The sequence below is a fragment of the Agaricicola taiwanensis genome (assembly GCF_014635245.1).
In the GTDB taxonomy this organism is placed as follows: Bacteria; Pseudomonadota; Alphaproteobacteria; order Rhizobiales; family Methylopilaceae; genus Agaricicola; species Agaricicola taiwanensis.
Genome location: NZ_BMCP01000004.1, coordinates 135700 through 158299, shown reverse-complemented (window position 1 = coordinate 158299; position 22600 = coordinate 135700). Strand labels below are relative to the sequence as shown.

Genomic DNA, 22600 nt, shown 5'->3' with positions numbered 1-22600 from the left:
ACGGGTGAGCCAAAGCCCATCGCACAAGGCTGCCTCGCAGCGCACATATGCCCTTGATGGCCTGATTGCCCGCGCCCGGGCCGTCATCCTGTGGGAAGCGGCCTGGCCACGCCTTGCCCTTGCCGGCAGCATCCTTCTGCTGTTCATCGCTCTGTCGTGGTTCAGCCTGTGGCAGTCGCTCGCCCCCATGGGCCGCATCATCGGCGTCGCTCTGTTCGCCTTGGCCTTCCTCTACGCCGCCGCCCCGCTTCTGCGCCTTGTCCGTCCGAGCGATGCCCGCGCTTTGGCCCGCATCGACCACGCGTCCGGCCATGACCATCGCCCGGCCACGGCGCTCGCCGATCATCTCGCGACGGGCGAAGACGATGCGCTGACCCGCGCTTTCTGGGACATGCACCGCAGAAAGGCGGAAGCCAGTGCCGGACGGCTGACCACCGGCCTGCCCGCGCCGGGGCTCACCGCCCGGGACCCGCTTGCCTTGCGCTTTGCCCTGCTGCTGGCCGTGATCGTCGGCTTCTTCATCGCCGGCGACGAACGCGGCGCCAGGATCGCCTCGGCCTTCGACTGGAAGGGCGCGACGGTTGCCGCGGTGCCTCCCCGCCTTGATGCCTGGGTGACACCGCCGCCCTACACCGGCCGCCCGCCGATTTATCTCACCGCCGGCACTGAAAGCACGTCAGAGGGCAGTGCCTCGCTTCGCGTTCCTGCAGGTTCGGTGGTGGTCGCGCGCGTCAGCGGTGGCGCCGTGGATGTTGCCACCGATGGCGGGCTTGAGCCGGGAAAGACGCCTCCCGCTGATGCCAACCCCGATGGCGTCCGCGAATGGAGCTTCAAGCTGACCGGTGACGGCACTCTGACCGTTGACCCCGAAGCAGGAGCGGCACGGGAGTGGCAGTTCACCGCCCTTCCCGACCGGGCCCCCGAAATCGCCTTCGCCGAGCCGCCAGGCGCCGGACCGCGCGGCCAGACCGTCCTCAGCTACCGCATCACCGACGATTATGGCGCCACGGCCGGGGAAGCGAAGATCGCGGCTCTTGAAGCCGACGCCGAGGCAAACCCGCTGGTCGAGGCGCCGAAAGTGCCGCTGGTGCTGCCGCAACGGCGGGCACAGGATCGCACCGCGGTCACCACGACCGACCTTCAGGAACACCCCTGGGCGGGCGCACGCGTGTCGATCACGCTGGAGGCACGCGATGCCGCTGGCAACCTCGGGCGCAGCTCGGCCATGGAGATGACGCTGCCGCAGCGCAATTTCCGTGATCCGCTCGCCCGTTCTCTCGTGGAGCAGCGCCGCAACCTCGCCCTCGACATCAACGCCCGCAAAAGGGTCGAGCGCGCGCTCGACTCGCTGGCGCTCTATCCGGAGCGCTTCACACCAAAGGCATCCACCTATCTGGCGCTGCGCAGCGTCTACTGGCGGCTGAAGCAGGCTGAAGGCACCGAAGACCTCAGGGGCGCCGTCGATTACCTCTGGCAGATCGCCATTCGTCTTGAGGACGGTGAGATGAGCGAGATCGAACGCGATCTCAAGGCCGCGCGCGACGCCCTGCGCGAGGCGCTGGAGCGCGGCGCTTCGGAAGAGGAGATCCGCAAGCTCACGCAGGACCTGCGGCAGGCCATGGAGAAGTTCCTGGCCGAGATGGCGCGCCGTGCCCAGACGGCCGAGCAGATGCCTCCCGGCGCCATGCCGCCCAACGCCCAGATGGTGCGCCCGCAGGATCTCAGGGACATGCTCGATCGCCTGGAGGAATTTGCGCAGAAAGGTGCCAACCAAGCCGCCCAGGACATGCTCTCCCAGCTCGATCAAATCCTTGAGGGCCTCAATCCCAATGCCACCGCCCAGATGGACCCCATGTCCGAGGAGATGGCCCGGATGCTGGATCAGCTCGGCGAGATGATCCGCAAGCAGAACGAGTTGCGCGACCGTACCTTCCAGGAGGGCCAGCAGGGTGAGCAGGGTCAGCCTGGCCAGGAGGGGCAGCAGCAGGGCCAGAATGGCATGGAGGGCCTGCAGCAGGATCAGCAGGCGCTGCAGCAGCAGTTGCAGGAATTGATGAAGCAATTGCAGCAGCAGGGCATCAACGGCGGCCAGGAACTGGGCCAGGCCGGTGAGGAGATGGGTGCCGCGGGCGAACAGCTCGGGCAAGGTGATGCGCCCGGAGCGGTGGGACCTCAGGGCCGCGCGCTCGAAGCGCTGCGCAGGGGCGCGCAGGGGTTGACCCAGCAGATGATGGGCGAAGGAAACGAGCCCGGCCAGGGCAACCAGCCCGGCGGCCCAGGCACCAACCGGCAGACCGGGCAGCGGGCGAACGACCAGAACGTCGATCCGCTCGGCCGCCCAACCCGCACGCGCCGCTATGATCCCGGCTCATCCGTGCGCGTCCCCGGCGAGATCGACGCGCAGCGGGCCCGGCAGGTGCTGGAAGAACTGCGCCGGCGCCTCAGCGACCCCGAACGGCCCCAACTGGAGCTGGATTATCTGGAGCGCCTTATCGAGCCGTGACGAACGGCTGCGCGTCAGGAGGTCTTCTGCGCGGCCGCCTTCCGGCGGCGCACGGTGGTCGTCTCGCCACCCATGCCCCAATTGTCCATCGGGATTTCCTCGATGATGACGGTGGTGGTCGCCGGGTTCTTGCCGAGCACGCGGACGAGAACATCAGTCACCTCGCGGATAAGCTCCGCTTTCTGCTCCGCACTGGGCGCTTCACTGCCGCCGGTTACCTTGATGTTCACATATGGCACGGGTCGGTGTTCTCCAGCTCGGCGGGGATATCGGCCCCCTCACGCTCAATGCATCATCCAGCGTCACGCCGGCCAAGGCCAGACGAATTCACGCCGCCTTGCGCGCGGCCAGCGCGTCCGTGACCGCATCGCGGATCTGCGCGAGGCTGAACGGCTTCGTGACGACGTCGTGGATCAGGAGCTCGAGGTTGGCGGCCCTTTCCCGCTGGTCGGCATAGCCCGTCATCAACAGGATCGTGAGGGTGGGATAATCGCGCCCCACGGTCAGAGCCAGCGCGATGCCGTCCATCATGGGCATGCGGATGTCGGTCAGGAGCAGGTCGAAGTCGGTCGGCCGGCTGGCGATGATGTCGAGCGCATCGGCGCCGTCGCAGGCAAGCTCCACCGTATGTCCGTCCAGTTGCAGCCCGCGCCGCACCAATTCGCGGATCGCTTCCTCGTCATCGACGACCAGAATGTGAGGCATCCCTGAAGCTCCTCTCTTGGTCTCAGTCGCTGTCCCCGTCGCGCTCCACGATACCCACGAAGGGCAGCTGCCGCCAGGCATGGGCGACATCCATGCCATAGCCCACCACGAAGTAGTCCGGGCAGACAAAGCCTACGAAATCCGCGTTGATCGTCACGGAGCGCTTGTTCTGCTTGTCCAGGAGGACGCAGCTGTAGACCTTGCTTGCTCCGCGCGCCGCGAGCAGATCCTTGGCATAGGCGAGGGTGCGCCCGGATTCCAGGATATCATCGATCAGCAGCACCTCGCGCCCGGCCACATCGCTTTCGATGTCGCGGATCACATCCACCTGGCCCGAGGAGATGGTGGCGTCCCGATAGCTGGAGAGCTGAAGGAACTCCACCTGCGGCTCCATCCGCGCATCGTGGAAGGCGCGGATGAGGTCGGCGGCAAAGACGAAACTGCCCTTGAGGATGGCGATGACCAGGACATTGGGCGAAACGGTCGCCGCGATGGTGCGGGCAAGTTCCGCGTTGCGGGCAGCGATCTCCTCGGCGGAGATCAAGGTCTTCACATGGATGCTCATGGCGCTCTTCTACGCACTTTCCGACGAGGAGGAAACCGGTGCGCCACCCTTGGCGCTTCAACTTTCAGCTCATGCCTAGCGGACGCCGGCAAGGGCATCGTGCTGCGAATAGAACCGCACCGCGATATCGCGCGCCTCAGCCGGCGGAGAGGCAAGTTGGCCCTGGAAAGCCAGCGTATCACCGGCGACGAGCCGGTTCGGCCGCGGCACCACCGTCCACACATAAATTTCGCGTCCGTCGGTATTGCGAACCGCAAGCCGCAGCCGCGGCACATCGACCACGCCGTCGGTGATGTTCTCTACCTTGCCGCTGACGAGGAGGATCGGCACGCCGCCCTCAACCCGTTCGGTGGCCGCCACGTCGCGGAACTCAAGTCCCCGGAGATTGACGTCCAGCCCTGCCAGCGCATAGAGCTGCGCGGTCTGGGGAAGCAATCGCACCACGCTGTCCCGGCCTAGGATGAGGCCGCCGATGATGGCGACAGCCGCCATCGCGGCGGCGGTGGGCCAGAACCGGCGCCTCGGCGTCTTGCGTTTTGCCGGCGCCTCTGCCGGTGTCGCCTCGCCGGCGCTGTCCTGCTGCTCGTGGCGAATGCTGGCCATGACGCGGGCAAGGCGGGTCATGCGTGGATCCACGGTCTCGCCGTAAAGGGGCTCTTCTGCGCTGTTCTCCGCCACGATGGCCGTGGTTTCTTCACTGGTCTCCTGGTCGTCCTCGGGCTCGGCGAACCAGGCCGTGTTGCACTTCGCGCAACGGACCGTACGTCCGGACACGCCGAGGCTTTCAGCGCTGACGCGATAGGAAGACTGGCAATTCGGGCAGACGATGAGCATGTTCGGGCCGAATCAGAACAAGGCAAATGCGGGAGCCGGAGCAGGTGAACATGCCCGACGTTAACTTTCACGTAACCAAGACATGCTGAGACTGGCGTTAACGGCTGGTTAATGCCACAGCTTTCCTCATGCAGATACTCTGGAGCCTCTTGTGGTTCGATTTGAAAATGTAGGTTTGCGCTATGGGCTGGGACCGGAAGTGCTGCGCGACCTGACGTTTTCCGTTGAACCGAACTCCTTCCAGTTCCTGACCGGCCCCTCCGGCGCCGGCAAGACCTCGCTGCTGCGGCTGCTCTATCTCGCCCTGAAGCCGACGCGCGGGCTGATCTCCGTGTTCGGACGTGACGTCGCCACCATGCCGCGCAGCGCCCTGCCGGACGTGCGCCGCCGCATCGGCATCGTCTTCCAGGACTTTCGCCTGCTCGACCATATGACCACCTACGAGAACGTGGCGCTGCCGCTGCGCGTCATGGGACGCGAGGAGGCAAGCTATCGCGCCGAGGTGGTGGAGCTCCTGCGCTGGGTGGGCCTGGGCGAGCGCATCGACGCCTATCCGCCTGTTCTCTCGGGTGGTGAGAAGCAGCGCGCCGCCATCGCCCGCGCCCTGATCGGCCGGCCGGAGCTGCTGCTGGCGGACGAGCCCACAGGCAACGTCGACCCGCAGCTGGCGCGGCGCCTCCTGCGCCTTTTCGTCGAATTGCATCGCTCCGGCACTGCGGTTGTGATTGCCACCCACGACATCGGGTTGATGGACCTCTATGACGCCCGCCGCCTCGTCCTGTCGGAGGGAAGGCTTTACCTCTATGACTGATTCGGCATCCGGACGCCGCCGCACGCCCTTCAAGCGCACGCCCGCCTCCGGCGCGCCGCTGCCGCCGGGAGAACGGCGCCGGCCGGCGTCCATCGTGCCGACCGATACCCTGGCCGGACAGGCGCTCGTCATGGTCATCGCCATCATGACCTTTCTCGCCGGGCTGACCATCGGCGCCGTCGACCTCGTGCGTGGCGCCGCCGATGCCTGGGAAAGCGACGTGGCGCGCGAGGTCACGATCCAGGTGCGGCCCGTGGACGGTCAGGACATCGAGGTTCAGGTCGGCCGCGTCACCACCATCGCAAGGCAAACGCCGGGTGTGTCCGACGTGCGCGCCCTCACCCGCGAAGATACCGCACGGCTGCTCGAGCCCTGGCTCGGCAGCGATGCCGGGCTGGATGCGCTGCCCACCCCGCGCCTCGTCATCGTGGCGATCAACGGCGAGCCTCCCGTCGATCTTCAGGCCCTGCGGAGCCAGCTCGCACGCGAGGTGCCCAACGCCAGTCTCGATGATCACCGCGCCTGGGTGGATCGCCTGTCCAGCATGGCCAATCTCCTGGTGTTCGGCGGCGTCACGATTCTGATCCTGGTGACGGCCGCCACGGTTCTCTCGGTGATTTTCGCCACCCGCGGCGCCATGGCCGGCAATCGGGATATCGTCAACGTGCTCCACATCGTCGGCGCCCGCGACGGCTATATCGCCCGCGCTTTCGAGCGCCGCTTCCTTGCCCTCGCCGGGCGCGGCGGGGCCATCGGTGGCGGGGCAGCCATCCTGGTCTTCGCCATCGGCGCGCTCATTGGCGGCGAAAGCTCCGGCACTATCGCGGCCGAGCAGATGACCGCGCTGTTCGGTCGCTTCTCCGTGGGATGGACCGGCTATTTCGGTGTTGTCGCCATCGTCGCATTCACCGCGGCCGTCACGGCACTGACCTCGCGGCTCACCATCATGGCGCAGCTTCGCGGGCGGGCGTGATGGCTCGCCCCTTGCCGAAGCATCCCTCGTTATGAATATGCTCTCTTCACCATGACCGAGTCCGTGACTCATAAGCGCCGAAAGAGGCACCGCCGCCGGCGCGGCTTCCTGCGCCGGGCGGTGGACGGCATCGTCGGCGTGTTCGCCGTGGTGGGGCTCGCCGCCGTGCTGGGCTTCATCTTCTTCACCACCAAGGTGGCGGAGGTCCCATCCAGCAACATCAAGGCCGATGCCATCGTGGCCCTGACCGGCGGCCAGGACCGCCTGGCCGACGCCTTCGACCTTCTGCGGCAGAAGCGCGCCACCCGCATGCTCATCAGCGGCGTCCACCCCACCACCAATCCGCGCGAGCTGGAGCGCGTGCTGCCCGGCAGCGGCCCCTTGCTCGGCTGCTGCGTCGATCTCGACCATCAGGCGCTCACCACCGCCGGCAACGCGCTCGCCACCAAGCTGTGGGTCGAAACCCACGGCTACAAGTCGGTCATCCTCGTCACGTCAGGCTGGCACATGCCACGCGCCCAGGCGGAGCTGTCACGCTCGCTGCCGGGCGTCCAGGTGATTCCCTACCCCGTCGTCACCGGCCGCTTCCGTGATGGAACCTGGTGGCAGGACAGCGAGACCTTGACGACCGTCATCGGCGAATACATCAAATATGTCGCCGCCCTCGCGCATGTGCGCATCGCGCCACGCATCGCCACCGAAGCCGCCGATGTGGCGCGCGCCGGTCACGATCTCTAAGGCTCACCGAACTTGTTCATCACAGTCCTGCGCTCCCTGGCCTTCAACATAGCGCTCTATGTGGCCTTCCTGGTCATCAGCCTCCTCCTGTCTCCGGTTCTCCTGCTGCCGCAGAGGACCGTCCTGCGGGTGGCCAAGATCTGGGCGAGCTCCAGTCTCTGGCTGCTGAAAGTGGTCGCCGGCGTCGATATCGAGGTGCGCGGCCGCGAGCATCTTCCGCAAGGCCCTTTCCTCGTCGCCTCCAAGCATCAGTCCGCACTGGAAACGATTGCGCTGGTCACCCTGGTGCCGATCCCCACCTTCATCCTCAAGCGTGAGTTGATGTGGCTGCCGATTTTCGGCTGGTACCTCAACCGGACCGGCATGATCTCCGTCGATCGCGGCGCCCGCGCCGCGGCCCTCAAGTCCATGACGAAATATGCCAGGAGGGCCATCGCCCTCGACCGCCAGATCATCATCTTCCCAGAGGGCACCCGCCGCCCCGTGGGAGCGGAACCGGCCTACAAATGGGGCGTCGCTCATCTCTATGACGCGCTACAGGTGCCCTGTGTCCCGATCGCCCTCAACACCGGGCTGTTCTGGCCACGCCGCACCTTCCTGCGGCATCCCGGCACGGCGGTGATCGAGATCCTGCCGCCGGTCGCGCCAGGCCTGCCGAAGGAGGCCTTCCTCGCCGAGATCAGCGCCCGCATCGAGACGGCATCGAACGCTTTGGTGGCCGAAACACAGCCCAGTTGAAGCGGCAGGTGATCAACTCGCCTTCAGCTGCTCCGCGAACCAGTCGAGTTCAGCGTCCCGCACGCCAAGATCGCGCAGCTTCTGCGCCGTTTTGATGACGTAGTCGATGTTGAGGCCGGCGCTGCCGGCGCCCGTCCGCGCGATGGCCAGGCGCTGCTCGCGGTCGAGATGCCCCGCATATTGCCGATGGCTCCGGTCGGCGACATAGCACAGCGCCCTCACAGCCGTGCCATCCGTCAGCCGCACCCGGCGGAAGCCCTCCAGATAAACGCCGTTCAGCATCTCGCGGTCGCGCAGGTAGTTGCGCACCACGGGCGCATCGGCATGCGCCACGCGAAAGGCAAGGCCATGGCAACTGCCGCCACGATCAAGGCCGAGCACCAGGCCCGGCTTGTCCGGCGTGCCACGATAACGATGAGAGTAGATGCAGAGCGCCCGATGATAGCCCGTGAGACGGGCACCATGCGCTTCCTGAAACGAAAATCCGGGATTCCAGAGAAGCGACCCATAGCCGAAAACCCACAGATCTTCGCCGGTCGCGATGGGGTCATAATCCGATGTGATTGACATACTGGAGCGTGGCGTGACCTAACGGCGCGTCAATTGTCTTGAGACTGTAACGCACGAGACTCCTCAATGCCACGACGCCGCCTGCCGATCTATCTTCCTGCTCTGCTTCTCCTCATCGTCGCGGTCGGCTGGTGCATCTTCTGGTGGGTGGCCTCCAGCCGGCTTGAGGCGAGCGTCGATCACTGGCTTCAACGGGAAGCGGCGGCAGGCCGCATTTATGACTGCGGATCGCGTGATGTCGGCGGCTTTCCCTTCCGGCTTGAGATCGATTGCCTGAAGCCCGTCGCCACCCTGCCCGCCGATGGCGGCAGCATCAATCTTTCCGCCGAACGGCTGGTCGCGGTGGCGCAGATCTATCGCCCCACCCATGTGATCGGGCAATTCGAAGGCCCCCTCACGGCGAGCTATCCCGATCTTCCCCAGGCGACGGCGGAATGGAGCTTTGCCGGCGCCAGCTTCTCCGGCAACAGCGAGCGGCTCGAGAACGTCTCGCTCGTGGTGGATGGCCTCAGCCTCAAGACGGCCCAGACACAGGAACCCATCGTCACAACCACCAAGCTGGAGGCCCATGCCCGTCCGACGCCGGAAGCCGGCGCCGGCGCCTATGATCTCATCGCACGCATGGACGAAGCGGCGATCCCCTTCGTGAACGACCTTCTCGGCTCCGCCGCCCCCACCGATCTTGAGCTCCAGGCCAGCATTCGCGGCCTCGACAGCATCGCAGGCGCCACCACGGCCGAACGCCTTCAGGCCTTTGCCGCGTCCGGCGGCAACCTGCGCATCGCGCTGGCCCGTCTCGCTCGTGGCGATGTCGCCCTGCAATCGGTCGGCCAGCTGATGCTTGACGACAGCGGGCGCCCCACCGGCGAGTTGGATGTGACGGTTCGCGGCGCGGAGAAACTGGCGAGCTTCGCCCCCTCCCTGGGCGATCTCGGCCCGCTCGCGGGCGCCGGCATCAAGCTCCTCGGGCAGAAGACGACGCTGGACGGCGAAAGCGCCCGGCGCTTCGACGTCCGCCTGGAGGACGGCGTCATCCGCCTCGGCGGCCTGCCCGTGGGGCCGGTGCCATCGCTTTACTAGCCGCTCTGCGGGTGATCGGGCTCAACCAAGGCGTTTTTCCACGCGGAAGCGGTCGAACCACTGCCCGTTCCGCAGCACCCGTTCAGGCGCGACCACAGCAAATCCTGCCTTCTCGAAGGCCGGCCTCGCCGTCAGGCTGACCTCCGAGTAAATGCTCTGCAGGCCCTGCAATCGGGCGGAACTCTCCACCCGATCCAGCAAATGTGCCGCAACGCCCTGGCGCTGAAATTCCGGGTGGACATACAGCATGTCGATGTGACCGTCGGGCTCCAGATCGGTGAATCCGGCCGGACGCCCGCCGATCTCGGCGACCCAGGTCGGGCGGCTGGCACGCCGCTCCGCCCATATTGCCCTGTCCGGCCGTGCCCAGGCGTCGATCTGCGCAGGCATGTAGTCCTTTGACGCCGTTTGGCGGATAGCCGCCAAAAACACCGCGATCAGGCCATCCAGGTCGTCCGGCCGGTACAGGCGGATGATGGGCGTCATGTCCGCAACCACGAAAGCGGCCGCAGCGGCCTTCAGGTCTCGGCCTTCGCCGCGATCTTGTGCCGGCCGAAGTCGGCCTCGGGCGCGTCCTGACCCTTGTCGATGATGCTGCGGCGGATCGCCCGCGTGCGGGTGAAGAGATCGAACAACCCGTTGCCGTCGCCATAGCGGATCATCCGCTGCAGCGCCGTCAGATCCTCGCTGAAGCGCCCCAGCATCTCCAGCACCGCGTCCTTGTTGTGCAGGAAGATGTCGCGCCACATGGTCGGATCCGACGCGGCGATGCGGGTGAAGTCACGGAAACCGCCGGCGGAATATTGGATAACCTCCGACTTGGTGACCTCGCCCAGATGCTGCGCGGTGCCCACGATGTTGTAGGCGATCAGATGCGGCACATGACTGGTGATGGCAAGCACCAGATCGTGATGCTCCGGCGTCATGGTCTCCACATTGGCCCCCATGCCCCGCCACAGGGCCGAGAGCTTTTCCACCGCGGCCGGATCGGTGTCCGGCAGCGGTGTCAGGATGCACCAGCGGTTGACGTAGAGATCGGCGAGGCCGGCGTCGGGGCCCGAATGTTCGGTGCCGGCGATGGGGTGGGCCGGCACGAAATGCACCGACGATGGCAGATGCGGCGCCATCTGCCGCACCACCGACATTTTCACCGATCCGACATCGGAGACGATCGCGCCTGCCTTCAGCGCCGGTGCGATGGCCTTGGCCACCTCCTCCGACGCGCCGACCGGAACCGAGGCGATCACCACATCGGCATCCTTCGCCGCCTCAGCCATGTCGAGCGTATAATGATCACCGAGACCAAGTTCCTTCGCGCGTTCGAGCGTGGCAGGCGAGCGCGTCTGCACCACGATCTCGCGCACCAGCCCCCGCTCGCGGGCGGCACGGGCGATGGACGAGCCGATGAGGCCGATACCGATCAGGGCAAGGCGGTTGGCGATAAGGCCCTCAGCCATGGTCCCAGCCTTTCGTGAAGTCCGCCAGCGCCGCAACCACGGCACGGTTGGCCTCCTCGGTGCCGACCGAGAGGCGCAGCCCGTTGGGCAGGCCGTAGTTCTCCAGCCGCCGCAGGATCAGCCCGCGCCCCGTCAGGAACTCGTCCGCATCTTTGGCCGTGCGTCCTGGTTGATCCGGAAAATGGATCAGGATGAAATTAGCAACGCTTGGGGTGACCTTGAGACCGAGCTTTTCGATCTCCTGCGTCAGCCAGGTCAGCCACTGATGGTTGAAGCTTGCCGCGTTCTCCAGGAAGGCGTGGTCCTTGATGGAGGCGGCGCCCGCAGCGCTGGCCGAGCCTGTCAGATTGAATGGCCCGCGGATGCGGTTGAGCGCATCCACCACATGGGCAGGCGCATAGAGCCAGCCGATCCTGAGGCTTGCGAGCCCGTGGATCTTCGAGAAGGTGCGCGTCATCACCACATTGTCGCTGGTGGAGACGAGCTCGATGCCGGCGGCATAATCGTTGCGGCGGACATATTCCGCATAGGCGGCGTCAAGCACCAGCAGCACATGCGGGGGAAGGCCCTCATGCAGCCGCTTCACCTCCTCGAAGGGAAGATAGGTGCCCGTCGGATTGTTCGGATTGGCGATGAAGACGATCCGGGTCCGCTCGGTGACGGCGGCAAGGATAGCATCCACATCCGCCGTCAGGTTCTTCTCCGGCACCACCACGGGCGTTCCGCCCGATCCGAGAATGGTGATCTTGTAGACCAGGAAGCCATGCTCGGTGAAAATGCCCTCGTCCCCCGGCCCCACATAGGCATGGGCGAGAAGGTTGAGGAGTTCGTCCGATCCGGCCCCACAGACGATGCGGTCGGCATCGAGCCCATAGACCCGCGCCACTGCCTCGCGCAGCACGCGCGAGGTGCCTTCCGGATAGGATGAAAGCTTTTCCGCGCCCTTGAGATAGGCCTCCACGGCCTTTGGCGAGGGGCCGAGCGGCGTCTCGTTGGAGGAGAGCTTGTGCACCTTGGCGACGCCGGGGGCGCCGCTCTTGCCGGGCACATAGGCCTCGATATCGAGCACGCCGGGACGGGGCGTCGGGCGAAGAAGGGTATCTGTCATTGGAGTGGGTCCGTTCAGGAGGCGCCTGCCGTGTCGACAGAGTGCCGGGCGGCATGGCTGCCGATCCAAGCCGTATCTTCAAGCTGGGCACCGCTAGCCGCAAGGCCGTCTTCAAGCCGCTTCAATTCGATCTCGCGCGGCAGCGCGATCAGCACGGCCGTGTCATGCCGCGCCAGGACCTCGGCGCCCACCACGGCCACCATGCTGTTGGCGGCCGCCGACCAGCCGGAGGTCTCGGCCACCAGCAGGCGCACATCATCGGCGGTGGCGCCCGGCGCGGGCGTTCCGCCCACCACGAAAGTTGCGAGCGCCGCCGGGTGTCCGGGGCGCTCGACGAAGGGAAGTCGCGCGATCACCTGAAGCGCGCTGTTGCGCGCGAGCATGCGCCACCAGCCGCCATCAGCGGCCACCGGGATGAGCCCGAGATCGCGTGGGTCCTCGGCCACCGCGGCGATCACCGCCTCCGCGTCGCTGTGCTCGATGTAGGGCACCGTGAAGCCGAAGTGGAAACGGGCGACATCACGCTCGGCAGCCGCCCCGCCCGAGGCCGCGCCGTGCACCCGGTAAGGCGCCTGCACATAGGTGAAGGTGGAGATGATCACCCGCCAGATGCTCTCCACCGTGTCGAGCGGCAGATGGCCGGTGTGCCGCGCCAGCAGCGCGCGCATCATGTCCGCCTCGCGCTTGGGGCGGAAGGCCGAGCCTGATTCCGTCGAGCCCTGCTTGACCGCGATAAGGCGGTCGATGATGGAGCCCCGTTCGATCAGGAGTGCATGCATCTCCGCATCGATACGGTCGATGTCGCGGCGCAGGTCATCAAGAGTTTCCATCGGGCGGTTCATGGGCAGCTTTCATACTCGCGTGAGCGGCGAAGTCAAAGAACACGTTGACAGGAGGGCATCACGGTCCATAGCTAACTCCGTCCTTTATACCGAACGAGCGCCAAGGAGTACTGCGTCATGGCGGCGGAAGTCGCGGGAACGATCAGCCGGGCCGCGCGGCGCGAGGCCGAGGAGCCGCACAGCCTGGTGGCGCGCTTCGATGCCGACCGGCCGCTGTCGCTCGACTGCGGCGTCGATCTCTCGCCTTTCCAGATTGCCTATCAGACCTACGGCACCCTGAACGAGGAGCGCTCGAACGCCATCCTCCTCTGCCATGCGCTCACCGGCGACCAGCATGTCTTCAACACCCACCCGGTGACGGGAAAGCCCGGCTGGTGGACCACCATGGTGGGCCCGGGCAAGCCCATCGACACCGACCGTTTCTTCGTCATTTGCTCCAACGTCATCGGCGGCTGCATGGGCTCCACCGGCCCCGCCTCCACCAACCCGGCGACGGGCAGGCCCTATGGTCTCGATTTTCCCGTGGTCACCATCCGCGACATGGTGCGGGCGCAGGCCATGCTGGTGGACCATCTCGGCATCGAAAAGCTGTTCTGCGTGGCCGGCGGCTCCATGGGCGGCATGCAGGTGCTGCAATGGGTGGCGTCCTATCCGGAGCGGGTCTTCTCGGCGCTGCCCATCGCGACGGGCGCGAAGCACTCGGCGCAGAACATCGCCTTCCATGAGGTCGGCCGTCAGGCGATCATGGCTGATCCCGACTGGCACCACGGCCGCTATCTCGATCAGGACACCATTCCCAGGAAGGGTCTCGCGGTCGCGCGCATGGCCGCCCACATCACCTATCTGTCGGAGCCCGCCCTGCAGCGCAAGTTCGGCCGCAACTACCAGGACCGCGACCGGCCGACCTTCACCTTCGATGCCGATTTCCAGGTCGAGAGCTATCTGCGGCACCAGGGCTCCAGTTTCGTTGAGCGGTTCGACGCCAACAGTTATCTCTACGTCACCCGCGCCATGGATTATTTTGACCTCGGCGACGATTTCGGCGGCGTGCTCGGCGAGGCATTCCGCGACGCCAAGACCCATTTCTGCGTGGTCTCCTTCACCTCCGACTGGCTCTTTCCCACCGCCGACAGCCGCGCCATCGTCCATGCCCTCAACGCCTCCGGCGCGCGCGTCTCCTTCGTCGAGATCGCCACCGACAAGGGACATGACGCCTTCCTGCTCAACGAGCCGGAGCTCATCGCCACCACCGGCGGCTTCCTCTCCGCTGCCGCCCGCGCCCATGGCCTGCCGGAGAAGGACACATGACCGACCTTATCCGCGCCGACCATAAGCTCGTGGCCGATATGGTCGAGCCGGGCAGCCGGGTGCTCGACGTCGGCTGCGGCGACGGCTCCCTGCTGCACCTCCTCACCGCCACGCGGCAGGTGGACGGCCGCGGCATCGAGATCAGCCAGAGCGGCGTCAACGCCAGCGTGGCGCAGGGCCTTGCCGTGGTGCAGGGCGATGCCGACGCCGACCTCATCGACTATCCCGATGACGCTTTCGACTATGTGATCCTGTCGCAGACGCTGCAGGCGACCCGCCGCCCGCGCGAGGTGATGGAGCATCTCCTGCGCATCGGCCGGCGCGCCATCGTCTCCTTCCCCAACTTCGGCCATTGGTCGGTACGGCGGCAGCTTTTCTTCAAGGGCCGCATGCCGGTCACCGAAACGCTGCCGGTGAGCTGGTACGACACGCCCAACATCCACTTCTGCACCATCCGCGACTTCGTCGACCTCTGCCACGACATGGGCACCCGCATCGAACGCGCCGTGGCGCTGGACGCCGCCGGAGAGCCGGTGCGCGTCAACGCGCCCTGGTGGTTCTGGAATCTCTTCGGCCAGCAGGCCGTGTTCCTGCTGTCGCGACCGGATTGAGCGGCCATCATGGAAAGTTACGGCGGGTTGCGAGGCCTGGAACTGCGCCGCAAGCGGCTGCGGGAAGTGGCTGCCATGCGCCGGACAATCGAAAGCTACCGAGCCGGCAACCTCTGCCTGCATACGCTCGTTAATGATCTGGAATCGCTCGTCCGCGCGATTGAGGACGACACCTTTCTTGAGAAGACCGAGCAGGCGATCATCAATCTGGAAATTGTGAACGCCATCTCCAGACAAAACGATGAGCCTAGGCCCCTGACCGAGGAAGACCTCGCTTATATCGAGGAGCAGCTGGTCGCGATCACCGCTGAGATCAATCTGACCCGATTCTGAGCCTCAGACAGGTTCCATGACTGCAGCCCGGAACCCGTCATCCTAGGCCTTGTGCCTAGGATGACGAATTCCTTTCACACCATCAACGCTTCAAAAGGCGTGGATGCTCGCCACAAGGGCGAGCATGACGGCGGGTGCATGTGATCAGGCGGAGACCACGGACGCGCGGCGCTGGACCACGCGCACGTAAACCCAGTCCAGCGCCAGCATCACCACCAGAGATGCCCCGACCAGGGGGAAGACGATCCCGCCGACGGCGAGGATCGCCAAGAGCCCGCGAAACACCCGGCGGTCCGTTGGCAGCGGCGGCACACCCAGGGAACCGCTCGGCCGCCGCTTCCACCACATCACGCCGGCCGAGACCGCCAGCACCACGACGCCAAGGCAGAACCCCGCCAGCACGATCTGGCCGATGCGCCCGAACTCCTGCCCCATGTGGACATTGATGCCCCATTCCAGCCAGCGGCCGAGCGGGCCGTAGTCGGCATAGCTCATGTCGATCAGCGGCTTGCCGGTGTATTGGTCGAGGTGCACCACCCGCTGCTGCGTGAGGTCATCGGGATAGACTGAGCCGGAATAAACGCCCTCCGCCGACGTCGGCAGGCTGACGGCATAGCCTCGATGAAGACCCAGCCTGTCGAACATCGCCACCGCCTCGTCGAGCGTGATCGCTCGTGCACCATGCCCGGCCGTGGGTGATTGCGGCACCCTCGCCTGTTCCAGCGACCATGATGTGGGCGCGATGTGCCCCACATGTTCGTCCGACATGGGAACGGCCACGCGCACGCCGGTGGGATAGCCGAAGTTGTTGCCGTTGGCCCACTGGTTGACCTGCGCGCCCCAGACGCCGGACCAGGGCATGCCCGTAATGGCGAGGAAGAGAATGACGCCCCCGACGAAGAGGCCCGTGACGGCGTGGAGATCCCGCCAGAACATCCGCTGTCTCGGTCGCCCGCGCACGGTCACGACCCCGCCGTTCTGGCGGCGCGGCCACCACAGATAAATGCCGGTGCCCACAAGCAGGATCGCCCAGCCGCCGGCGATCTCGATGATCATGCGCGCCGTCGGTCCGAAATATTTCAGGCTGTGGAGATAGCGGATGGTCCACATGACAGTGCCGCGATCCGGCAGCGTGCCGAGCACCTCGCCATTGTAGGGGTTCACATAGACCGCGTGGCGGCCCTCGCCGGCGCTGTTGACCGTGATCTCGGCGGAAGCGTCCGGCATGGCAGGGTCGGTGTATTTTACGGCTGTGCCGGGATGCGCCGCGAGCGCGGCATCGACAAGAGCCGATGGCGCCACACGCGTGGCGCTATCAGGCACTTCGACGCGCTTCAGATCGGCATGGACGATGGCGTCGATCTCATCACGGAAGATATAGAGCGCGCCAGTGACGGCGAGACTGATCAGGAAGGGCAGGACGAGAAGCCCGGCATAGAAATGCCAGCGCCAGACGGCGCGATAAAGGTCCGATGAGGCGCGATCGGCAGCACGCCGCGCGCCCGGCTCAAGGGCTGTGACAGACATGAGAAAATCTCCGGAACGAACGAACAGACGGCCGCCGAACGGACGGCCGATGCGGACGGTCAGACGGAGAGGACGGGCGGTGCGCGGGCGTGGCCGCTGCCGGGATCGAACTGCGGGGGCGAGAAGACAGAAGATGCCACCGGAGGCGCTGGCAATTCGGCGAGCAGGGGCGCGTCGAGTTGCGCTGCAGAGGCGGGAACAACAGGCCCTGCCATGGCGCCAAGCCGGCACAGCGTGGCGCAGGGGCAGTCGACCGATGGCGCCGCCGGATCGCCGTCGCCCTGCGGCGCGCTGGCGATGCCGTGGGACGAGCACAGGACGGCAAAGGCATCCGCCTGCCCAGGTGCGGCCATGGCGCCCTGCGCCACGGCTCCCAGCAGGGACTGGAACAGCAGCGCATAGGCCAGCACCACGCCCAGGGCGCCCGCCTTCATCCGCCGTCCCATCAGCTGCCGCATCCGCTTCATGAAAGCCTCATGCCATGGGAGGGCTTTGCTGTCACTGCGGCAGGAAGAACCTCAGCCGCCCGGCGCCAAGGCTCCCACCGGCGCCGGCGCCGGCTTCAGCTTGGCCGTCTTCACCTTCTTGCGCGCGGGGATCGGCCGATAGACCTGCTTGCCCGCTTCCACAATATGGACGCCGGCGAAAGGCGCCCACAACCGCGCGCCGAACCGCTCCATGCCCACGGCGGAACGCAGCACGATGCCCCGTTCGAAGGGCGGGAAGAACAGCGCCTCATTCCAATGGGTCGGCGCGAAGGCGTTGTCGCGCAACAGCCGGTGGAGCTGACCGCGGCTGTAGGGCCGCCCCTGGCCGAAGGGTGTCGTATCGAAGCGCGACCACAACCCCCGCCGGTTGGGCACCACGAGCATGATGCGCCCGCCCGGCGCCAGCGTGCGCCAGGCCTCCCGCAACAGATCCTCGGGCGAAGAACTCACCTCCAGCATATGGACGGCGAGGACCCGGTCCACCGCCGCATCGGGCAGCGGCCACATGTCGGCCTCCACCAGCGCCGCCTGCGTCGGCCGCCCCGTGGGCCAGTCGGTCACCCCCTGCTCGGCCGGCATGAAGGCGAGCAGCCGTTCAGCCTCCTCGCGAAAGGCGCCGAGGAAGGGCGAGGCATAGCCCATACCGAGAATGCGGGAGCCAGACACATCCCGCCAATGCGCTCGAAGCTTGGCCCGCAGGATGCGGCGAACCATCTGCCCCAGCGGCTGGGCGTAGAAGTCTCTCAGATCGACAACGTCAAACGACATGCATGTTCCAGTTCACGAGCCAATAGGTTGGCGCGCGAGGCACGGAACGGCAAGGCTTCGGAGGTCTCTCGCCCCATCCCACCACCGATCCCCGATTGCCCCAGGGGGGAAAGCGCTCCATATGAGCGTGAGTTGCATTCAATTGTTCGCCGCCATCAGGAGACCTTCATGTCCGTCGACGTCCGCCTCATTCCCTGCCGCAACGACAATTATGCCGTTCTGGTGCATGATCCGGAAGACGGCACGACCCTGCTTGTCGACGCGCCGGAAGCGGCCCCCATCCAGGCGGTGCTTGACGAAACCGGATGGAAGCTGAGCGACATCCTCATCACCCACCACCACATTGACCATGTGGAAGGCATCGCGCCGCTGAAGAGCGCCTATGGCGCCACCGTCACCGGGCCGGAGAAGGAGAAGGACAAGATCCCCGGCATCGACAAGACCGTGCGCGATGGCGACACCCTTACCTTCGGCCGTCTCACCGCAAAGGTGATCGAGACGCCGGGTCACACCAAGGGCCATGTCTCCTATCACTTCGCCGATCAGAAGCTGCTGTTCGCCGCCGACACGCTCTTCGCCCTCGGCTGCGGCCGCCTCCTGGAGGACACCCCCGAGGCCATGTGGACCTCGCTGAAGAAGCTGCGCGAATTGCCCGACGACACCGAGGTCTATTGCGGGCATGAATACACGCTCTCCAACGCCCGCTTCGCCCTGACGGTCGACCCTGACAATGGCGAGTTGAAGACCCGCTCCAATGCCATCGAGCTCCTCGTCCAGGAGGGCAGCCCAACGGTGCCGAGCCTGCTCGGCATCGAGAAGGCGACCAACCCCTTCCTGCGCGCCGACGATCCCGCCGTGGCGGCCGGCGTCGGCATGCCGGGCGCCGACCCCCTGGCCGTCTTCACCGAGGTCCGCGCGCGCAAGGATCGATTTTAGGCAGGAGGTTTTGAGCGGCGTCAGCCGGTCTGAGCGTCAGACGGAAATGTCGACCGATGATGCGAGACCGGAGGCCGAGGTCAGCTTTTGGGAAAGTTCGTTGGCGGCGTTCTGGCCGACCGCCCGGATGGTGAGCTCAAGGCTGCTGTAGCTGTGGCTGGCGCTCACGCTGAAGAGGTTGGCGATGGCCGCCTTCTGCGTGTTGAAGAACTGCTCGGACGCGGCCCGGTTCATCTGCTTGGCGTAGGCGCCAGGCCGATTCCAGATTTTCTTCTGAGTGTAGTTGCTGCCCCAGATTTTCCCGACCGCCATAAGTTCGCCCTCAGGCCGAGGTGTCGACGAGCCGGCCCACGCCCGCCGGCAGAGATGCCTTGGCGCTGTCCGCTGCCTCGGCCACCATATTGGCGATGGCGGTGTCCTGCGTTGCCTGCTGCTTCAGGGCGGCGACTTCCAGCATCTGCCCGCGTTGAGCTGCCTGCATGGTAACGGCCTGCGTGGCGATGGCTACACTGTCCATAACGGCCTCCTAGGGTCCGAGGATATGGTTCAAACCCTAACGAGGGGTAAGGACTAGACCAGAATATCGAGGCGTTCGCCCACACCCTGCTCAAGCTGCGGCTGAGGCTCGGCCCCGGCACGTTCCAGCATCTCGCGCAGCTGCTGAACCCGCGACGGCTCGGAATTGATGGGTTCCGGCTGATCGCTGCGGTTCATGGCGATCTGGTATCGGGCCTGCAGAAGATCCGCGGTGAAGCCCACGGAGGATATGTCGGCCATGGCTCGCTCCTTCCGTTATCAGGTGAATGATACGGCAAGGACGCCCGGAACGCTGCCCTCGTTCCCGGAAAGGTCCCGTCAGGCTTAGCAAGGCGTTACCATGTCTGGAAAAGCCTTAACGGTCGGCGGATGGGCCTAGAGCCCGCCATGCTCGCCCTGCGGCGAGCATCCACGCTGTTTCCCGCATGCTAGCTTCAGCGGGTGGGAACCGGCGTCTCGCCCCGATAGTCGTAGAAGCCGCGCTGCGTCTTGCGGCCCAGCCAGCCCGCTTCGACATATTTCACCAGCAGTGGGCACGGGCGATATTTGGTGTCCGCCAGCCCCTCGTGCAGCACCTGCATGATGGAGAGACAGGTGTCCAGTCCGATGAAGTCGGCCAGCTGCAACGGGCCCATGGGGTGGTTGGCGCCGAGCCTCATGGCCGTGTCGATGGCCTCGACCGACCCCACGCCTTCATAGAGCGTGTAGATCGCCTCATTGATCATCGGCAGCAGGATGCGGTTGACGATGAAGGCGGGGAAATCTTCCGACACGGTCGGCGTCTTGTTCAGCGCAGAGACGAAGGTCTTGGCGGCCTCATAGGTCTCATCGGCCGTGGCGATGCCTCGGATCAGCTCCACGAGCTGCATCAGCGGCACAGGATTCATGAAATGGATGCCGATGAAGCGTTCCGGCCGGTCGGTCGCCGCGGCGAGCCGCGTGATCGAGATCGATGAGGTGTTGGACGCAACGATCGCATCCGGTTTCAGAACCGGGCAAGCCTCCTGGAAGATCTTGCGCTTCAGATCCTCGCTCTCGCTGGCCGCCTCGATGACGAGGTCGCAATCGGCCAAGGTGTCGTAGCTGTCGGATGGGTGAATTCGGTCGAGGGCGGCCTTGCGCTCCTCCTCGGTCATGATGTCCTTGGCGACCTGCCGGGCCATGTTTCCGTTGATGGTGGCAAGGCCCGAACGGACCTTGTCCATGGTCAGGTCATTGAGGCGCACGTCAAAACCGGCCGCGGCGCAGACATGCGCGATACCGTTGCCCATCTGTCCGGCACCGATGATGCCGATCTTGCGGATATCCGCCATGACGCCCCTTTTTCTGACAGCGAACGGAGCGCTTTGGGACGCTCCGCCCGCGTTGCTAGCCGATCCTACTTGCCTGCCTTCTCGAGTTCGCTCGCGAGCTCAGGCACTGCCTGGAAGATATCGGCCACCAGACCGTAGTCGGCAACCTGAAAGATAGGCGCATCCTCATCCTTGTTGATGGCGACGATGACCTTGGAGTCCTTCATGCCGGCAAGGTGCTGGATGGCGCCGGAAATGCCGAGCGCGATGTAGAGCTCGGGCGCCACGATCTTGCCGGTCTGGCCCACCTGATAGTCGTTGGGGGCATAGCCGGCATCCACCGCCGCGCGGCTGGCACCGACGGCCGCGCCCAGCTTGTCGGCAAGGGGCTCCACCACTTCCTTGAATTTCTCGGCCGAGCCGAGCGCGCGTCCGCCGGAGACGATGATCTTGGCAGCGCCAAGTTCAGGCCTTTCGGAAGCGGAAAGCTCGTCGGACTTGAAGGAGGAGAGAGCGGGATCCTCTGCGGCGCCGGCTTCCTCCACGGAGGCGGAACCACCCTCCTTGGCGGCCGAGAAGGCGGCCGTGCGGACGGTGATGACCTTCTTCGAGTCGGTCGACTGCACCGTCTGGATGGCGTTGCCGGCATAGATCGGGCGTTCGAAGGTGTCTGCCGAGACCACCTTGATGATGTCGGAGATCTGCATCACGTCGAGCAGCGCGGCCACGCGTGGCAGCACGTTCTTGCCCGTCGAGGTCGAGGCCGCGACGATGGCGTCATAGCTGCCAGCCAGCGAGACGATCAGCGCCGCCAGCGGTTCGGCAAGGCCATGCTCATAGGCGGACGCATCGGCCAGGAGCACCTTTTCGACGCCCTCCAGCTTGGCCGCTTCGTCGGCCACCGCGCGGGCGCCCGAGCCGGCAACCAGCACATGCACCGGAGCGCCAAGCTCCTTTGCCGCCGTCAGCGCCTTGCGCGAGGCATCGGTCAGCGCCTTGTTGTCGTGATCTGCGAGAAGAAGCGTGGTCATCAGATAACGCCCTGTTCCTTGAGTTTGCCGACGAGTTCCGCGACGGAACCGACCTTCACGCCCGACTGGCGCTGCGGCGGCTCCTCGGTCTTCACGACCTTAAGGCGCGGTGCGATCTCAACACCGAGGGTCTCGGGCGAGGTCTCGTCGATGGGCTTTTTCTTGGCCTTCATGATGTTGGGCAGCGACGCATAGCGCGGCTCGTTGAGGCGCAGGTCCGTGGTGATGATGGCCGGGGCCTTCAGCGTCACGGTCTGCAAGCCGCCGTCGACCTCGCGGGTCACATCGACCGAGCCCTCGGAAAGCGTCACCTTGGAGGCGAAGGTGCCCTGCGCCCAGCCGAGCAGCGCCGCAAGCATCTGGCCGGTCTGGTTTGAATCGTCATCGATAGCCTGCTTGCCCATGATGACGAGGCCGGGGCTCTCCTGCTCCACCACCTTCTTGAGGAGCTTCGCCACCGAGAGCGGCTCCACCGTCTGATCGGTCTTGACCAGGATGCCGCGGTCGGCACCCATGGCAAGCGCCGTGCGGATGGTTTCGGAGGCCTGCGCCGGTCCTATGGAGACGACCACGACCTCTTCCGCCTGGCCCGCCTCTTTGAGGCGGATGGCCTCTTCAACGGCGATTTCATCGAAGGGGTTCATGGACATTTTGACATTGGCGAGTTCAACGCCAGAGCCATCGGCTTTCACGCGAACCTTCACGTTGAAGTCGATGACACGCTTCACCGGCACGAGGATTTTCATTTACGCCTTCCTTCAGATGGCAGGCTCCGCTCGCGGGACACAGGGTTACGGAACCTGTATCAGGAGGTCGTCGCAAGCAGGCGCCCGCGACCGCACGGG

Annotated in this window: 28 protein-coding genes; 10 read left to right on the top strand and 18 right to left on the bottom strand. The window is 65.7% G+C overall.

Going from position 1 to position 22600, the window contains the following annotated elements; translation table 11 throughout:
- Window positions 1-4 precede the first annotated feature (4 nt).
- A complete protein-coding gene (locus IEV58_RS15135; RefSeq protein ID WP_188410638.1) occupies window positions 5-2503 on the top strand; it encodes a TIGR02302 family protein in 2499 nt (832 codons plus the stop codon).
- Between the two features lie 14 nt (window positions 2504-2517).
- Here IEV58_RS15135 and IEV58_RS15130 read toward each other — a convergent pair whose 3' ends face one another.
- The 4 genes from IEV58_RS15130 to IEV58_RS15115 all read right to left on the bottom strand — a co-directional run bounded on the left by IEV58_RS15130 (window position 2518) and on the right by IEV58_RS15115 (window position 4607).
- Entirely contained in the window at window positions 2518-2742 is a 225-nt protein-coding gene (locus IEV58_RS15130; protein ID WP_188410637.1) for a tautomerase family protein, read from the bottom strand.
- A gap of 88 nt (window positions 2743-2830) precedes the next feature.
- Entirely contained in the window at window positions 2831-3208 is a 378-nt protein-coding gene (locus IEV58_RS15125; protein WP_188410636.1) for a response regulator, read from the bottom strand.
- A 22-nt stretch (window positions 3209-3230) separates the two neighbouring features.
- Window positions 3231-3773, bottom strand: a complete 543-nt coding sequence (hpt, locus tag IEV58_RS15120; RefSeq protein WP_188410635.1) for a hypoxanthine phosphoribosyltransferase — start codon at window positions 3771-3773, stop codon at window positions 3231-3233.
- A gap of 75 nt (window positions 3774-3848) precedes the next feature.
- The gene (locus IEV58_RS15115; protein WP_188410634.1) at window positions 3849-4607 is read right to left on the bottom strand and encodes an MJ0042-type zinc finger domain-containing protein; all 759 of its coding nucleotides are present in this window, start codon (window positions 4605-4607) and stop codon (window positions 3849-3851) included.
- Window positions 4608-4758: 151 nt separating this feature from the next.
- Here IEV58_RS15115 and ftsE point away from each other — a divergent pair, with 151 nt between their 5' ends.
- From ftsE to IEV58_RS15095, 4 genes are read left to right on the top strand one after another with little or no spacing between them, the layout of a single operon-like run.
- Complete coding sequence (gene ftsE / locus IEV58_RS15110; protein WP_188410633.1) at window positions 4759-5418, top strand: cell division ATP-binding protein FtsE; 660 nt, start codon at window positions 4759-4761, stop codon at window positions 5416-5418.
- Window positions 5411-6391 (top strand): cell division protein FtsX, encoded by a 981-nt coding sequence (locus IEV58_RS15105; RefSeq protein ID WP_229729502.1) that lies wholly within the window; start codon window positions 5411-5413, stop codon window positions 6389-6391. The genes ftsE and IEV58_RS15105 overlap by 8 nt, the downstream gene beginning before the upstream one ends.
- 51 nt (window positions 6392-6442) lie before the next feature.
- Window positions 6443-7129 (top strand): YdcF family protein, encoded by a 687-nt coding sequence (locus IEV58_RS15100; protein WP_188410632.1) that lies wholly within the window; start codon window positions 6443-6445, stop codon window positions 7127-7129.
- 12 nt (window positions 7130-7141) lie between these two features.
- Window positions 7142-7867, top strand: a complete 726-nt coding sequence (locus IEV58_RS15095; RefSeq protein WP_229729501.1) for a lysophospholipid acyltransferase family protein — start codon at window positions 7142-7144, stop codon at window positions 7865-7867.
- A gap of 12 nt (window positions 7868-7879) precedes the next feature.
- Here the strand turns inward: IEV58_RS15095 and IEV58_RS15090 are convergent, their stop codons facing one another.
- Window positions 7880-8437 carry a gamma-glutamylcyclotransferase gene (locus IEV58_RS15090; protein ID WP_188410631.1) on the bottom strand — a complete coding sequence of 186 codons (558 nt, stop codon included), beginning with the start codon at window positions 8435-8437 and terminating at the stop codon, window positions 7880-7882.
- A gap of 66 nt (window positions 8438-8503) precedes the next feature.
- Between IEV58_RS15090 and IEV58_RS15085 the strand changes: the two genes are divergently transcribed.
- Entirely contained in the window at window positions 8504-9517 is a 1014-nt protein-coding gene (locus tag IEV58_RS15085; protein ID WP_188410630.1) for a DUF2125 domain-containing protein, read from the top strand.
- Between the two features lie 21 nt (window positions 9518-9538).
- Here the strand turns inward: IEV58_RS15085 and IEV58_RS15080 are convergent, their stop codons facing one another.
- From IEV58_RS15080 to IEV58_RS15065, 4 genes are read right to left on the bottom strand one after another with little or no spacing between them, the layout of a single operon-like run.
- On the bottom strand, window positions 9539-10003 hold the full coding sequence (locus tag IEV58_RS15080; protein ID WP_188410629.1) for a GNAT family N-acetyltransferase: 465 nt from the start codon (window positions 10001-10003) through the stop codon (window positions 9539-9541).
- Window positions 10004-10035: 32 nt separating this feature from the next.
- Window positions 10036-10974, bottom strand: a complete 939-nt coding sequence (locus tag IEV58_RS15075; protein WP_188410628.1) for a prephenate/arogenate dehydrogenase family protein — start codon at window positions 10972-10974, stop codon at window positions 10036-10038.
- Window positions 10967-12082, bottom strand: a complete 1116-nt coding sequence (gene hisC, locus IEV58_RS15070; RefSeq protein WP_188410627.1) for a histidinol-phosphate transaminase — start codon at window positions 12080-12082, stop codon at window positions 10967-10969. The genes IEV58_RS15075 and hisC overlap by 8 nt, the downstream gene beginning before the upstream one ends.
- Window positions 12083-12096: 14 nt before the next feature.
- Entirely contained in the window at window positions 12097-12912 is an 816-nt protein-coding gene (locus IEV58_RS15065; RefSeq protein ID WP_229729500.1) for a chorismate mutase, read from the bottom strand.
- Between the two features lie 129 nt (window positions 12913-13041).
- On the opposite strand from IEV58_RS15065, the gene metX reads away from it, so the two are divergent.
- From metX to IEV58_RS15050, 3 genes are read left to right on the top strand one after another with little or no spacing between them, the layout of a single operon-like run.
- Entirely contained in the window at window positions 13042-14232 is a 1191-nt protein-coding gene (gene metX / locus IEV58_RS15060) for a homoserine O-acetyltransferase MetX (protein WP_188410625.1), read from the top strand.
- Window positions 14229-14843 carry a methionine biosynthesis protein MetW gene (gene metW / locus IEV58_RS15055; protein ID WP_188410624.1) on the top strand — a complete coding sequence of 205 codons (615 nt, stop codon included), beginning with the start codon at window positions 14229-14231 and terminating at the stop codon, window positions 14841-14843. Before metX ends, metW begins: the two co-directional genes overlap by 4 nt.
- Window positions 14844-14852: 9 nt before the next feature.
- A complete protein-coding gene (locus IEV58_RS15050; protein ID WP_188410623.1) occupies window positions 14853-15176 on the top strand; it encodes a hypothetical protein in 324 nt (107 codons plus the stop codon).
- A gap of 144 nt (window positions 15177-15320) precedes the next feature.
- Here IEV58_RS15050 and IEV58_RS15045 read toward each other — a convergent pair whose 3' ends face one another.
- Genes IEV58_RS15045 through IEV58_RS15035 form a run of 3 tightly spaced genes read right to left on the bottom strand, consistent with a single transcriptional unit; the run spans window position 15321 to window position 17959 of the window.
- On the bottom strand, window positions 15321-16703 hold the full coding sequence (locus IEV58_RS15045; protein ID WP_188410622.1) for a PepSY-associated TM helix domain-containing protein: 1383 nt from the start codon (window positions 16701-16703) through the stop codon (window positions 15321-15323).
- A gap of 59 nt (window positions 16704-16762) precedes the next feature.
- The gene (locus IEV58_RS15040; protein ID WP_188410621.1) at window positions 16763-17170 is read right to left on the bottom strand and encodes a hypothetical protein; all 408 of its coding nucleotides are present in this window, start codon (window positions 17168-17170) and stop codon (window positions 16763-16765) included.
- Between the two features lie 51 nt (window positions 17171-17221).
- On the bottom strand, window positions 17222-17959 hold the full coding sequence (locus IEV58_RS15035) for a methyltransferase domain-containing protein (RefSeq protein WP_188410620.1): 738 nt from the start codon (window positions 17957-17959) through the stop codon (window positions 17222-17224).
- A 168-nt stretch (window positions 17960-18127) separates the two neighbouring features.
- Here IEV58_RS15035 and gloB point away from each other — a divergent pair, with 168 nt between their 5' ends.
- Window positions 18128-18895: a hydroxyacylglutathione hydrolase gene (gene gloB / locus IEV58_RS15030; protein WP_188410619.1), complete on the top strand. Its 768-nt coding sequence runs from the start codon at window positions 18128-18130 to the stop codon at window positions 18893-18895.
- Between the two features lie 36 nt (window positions 18896-18931).
- On the opposite strand, the gene IEV58_RS15025 is transcribed toward gloB, so the two are convergent.
- From IEV58_RS15025 to IEV58_RS15000, 6 genes are all read right to left on the bottom strand, one after another.
- The gene (locus tag IEV58_RS15025) at window positions 18932-19207 is read right to left on the bottom strand and encodes a hypothetical protein (RefSeq protein ID WP_188410618.1); all 276 of its coding nucleotides are present in this window, start codon (window positions 19205-19207) and stop codon (window positions 18932-18934) included.
- 10 nt (window positions 19208-19217) lie between these two features.
- On the bottom strand, window positions 19218-19412 hold the full coding sequence (locus IEV58_RS15020; RefSeq protein WP_188410617.1) for a hypothetical protein: 195 nt from the start codon (window positions 19410-19412) through the stop codon (window positions 19218-19220).
- A 53-nt stretch (window positions 19413-19465) separates the two neighbouring features.
- Window positions 19466-19672: a hypothetical protein gene (locus IEV58_RS15015; protein WP_188410616.1), complete on the bottom strand. Its 207-nt coding sequence runs from the start codon at window positions 19670-19672 to the stop codon at window positions 19466-19468.
- A gap of 194 nt (window positions 19673-19866) precedes the next feature.
- A complete protein-coding gene (locus tag IEV58_RS15010; protein WP_188410615.1) occupies window positions 19867-20745 on the bottom strand; it encodes a 3-hydroxybutyryl-CoA dehydrogenase in 879 nt (292 codons plus the stop codon).
- A gap of 65 nt (window positions 20746-20810) precedes the next feature.
- Window positions 20811-21755: an electron transfer flavoprotein subunit alpha/FixB family protein gene (locus IEV58_RS15005; RefSeq protein WP_188410614.1), complete on the bottom strand. Its 945-nt coding sequence runs from the start codon at window positions 21753-21755 to the stop codon at window positions 20811-20813.
- The gene (locus IEV58_RS15000) at window positions 21755-22501 is read right to left on the bottom strand and encodes an electron transfer flavoprotein subunit beta/FixA family protein (protein WP_188410613.1); all 747 of its coding nucleotides are present in this window, start codon (window positions 22499-22501) and stop codon (window positions 21755-21757) included. Before IEV58_RS15000 ends, IEV58_RS15005 begins: the two co-directional genes overlap by 1 nt.
- Window positions 22502-22600 lie beyond the last annotated feature (99 nt).

Bases quoted from the DNA above. Each gene is read 5' to 3' on its own strand.
- IEV58_RS15125 (WP_188410636.1), bottom strand. From the start codon at position 3,208: ATGCCTCACATTCTGGTCGTCGATGACGAGGAAGCGATCCGCGAATTG.
- hpt (WP_188410635.1), bottom strand. From the start codon at position 3,773: ATGAGCATCCATGTGAAGACCTTGATCTCCGCCGAGGAGATCGCTGCC.
- IEV58_RS15115 (WP_188410634.1), bottom strand. From the start codon at position 4,607: ATGCTCATCGTCTGCCCGAATTGCCAGTCTTCCTATCGCGTCAGCGCT.
- IEV58_RS15105 (WP_229729502.1), top strand. From the start codon at position 5,411: ATGACTGATTCGGCATCCGGACGCCGCCGCACGCCCTTCAAGCGCACG.
- IEV58_RS15100 (WP_188410632.1), top strand. From the start codon at position 6,443: ATGACCGAGTCCGTGACTCATAAGCGCCGAAAGAGGCACCGCCGCCGG.
- IEV58_RS15090 (WP_188410631.1), bottom strand. From the start codon at position 8,437: ATGTCAATCACATCGGATTATGACCCCATCGCGACCGGCGAAGATCTG.
- IEV58_RS15085 (WP_188410630.1), top strand. From the start codon at position 8,504: ATGCCACGACGCCGCCTGCCGATCTATCTTCCTGCTCTGCTTCTCCTC.
- IEV58_RS15080 (WP_188410629.1), bottom strand. From the start codon at position 10,003: ATGACGCCCATCATCCGCCTGTACCGGCCGGACGACCTGGATGGCCTG.
- IEV58_RS15075 (WP_188410628.1), bottom strand. From the start codon at position 10,974: ATGGCTGAGGGCCTTATCGCCAACCGCCTTGCCCTGATCGGTATCGGC.
- hisC (WP_188410627.1), bottom strand. From the start codon at position 12,082: ATGACAGATACCCTTCTTCGCCCGACGCCCCGTCCCGGCGTGCTCGAT.
- IEV58_RS15065 (WP_229729500.1), bottom strand. From the start codon at position 12,912: ATGGAAACTCTTGATGACCTGCGCCGCGACATCGACCGTATCGATGCG.
- metX (WP_188410625.1), top strand. From the start codon at position 13,042: ATGGCGGCGGAAGTCGCGGGAACGATCAGCCGGGCCGCGCGGCGCGAG.
- metW (WP_188410624.1), top strand. From the start codon at position 14,229: ATGACCGACCTTATCCGCGCCGACCATAAGCTCGTGGCCGATATGGTC.
- IEV58_RS15050 (WP_188410623.1), top strand. From the start codon at position 14,853: ATGGAAAGTTACGGCGGGTTGCGAGGCCTGGAACTGCGCCGCAAGCGG.
- IEV58_RS15045 (WP_188410622.1), bottom strand. From the start codon at position 16,703: ATGTCTGTCACAGCCCTTGAGCCGGGCGCGCGGCGTGCTGCCGATCGC.
- IEV58_RS15040 (WP_188410621.1), bottom strand. From the start codon at position 17,170: ATGAAGCGGATGCGGCAGCTGATGGGACGGCGGATGAAGGCGGGCGCC.
- IEV58_RS15035 (WP_188410620.1), bottom strand. From the start codon at position 17,959: ATGTCGTTTGACGTTGTCGATCTGAGAGACTTCTACGCCCAGCCGCTG.
- gloB (WP_188410619.1), top strand. From the start codon at position 18,128: ATGTCCGTCGACGTCCGCCTCATTCCCTGCCGCAACGACAATTATGCC.
- IEV58_RS15025 (WP_188410618.1), bottom strand. From the start codon at position 19,207: ATGGCGGTCGGGAAAATCTGGGGCAGCAACTACACTCAGAAGAAAATC.
- IEV58_RS15020 (WP_188410617.1), bottom strand. From the start codon at position 19,412: ATGGACAGTGTAGCCATCGCCACGCAGGCCGTTACCATGCAGGCAGCT.
- IEV58_RS15015 (WP_188410616.1), bottom strand. From the start codon at position 19,672: ATGGCCGACATATCCTCCGTGGGCTTCACCGCGGATCTTCTGCAGGCC.
- IEV58_RS15010 (WP_188410615.1), bottom strand. From the start codon at position 20,745: ATGGCGGATATCCGCAAGATCGGCATCATCGGTGCCGGACAGATGGGC.
- IEV58_RS15005 (WP_188410614.1), bottom strand. From the start codon at position 21,755: ATGACCACGCTTCTTCTCGCAGATCACGACAACAAGGCGCTGACCGAT.
- IEV58_RS15000 (WP_188410613.1), bottom strand. From the start codon at position 22,501: ATGAAAATCCTCGTGCCGGTGAAGCGTGTCATCGACTTCAACGTGAAG.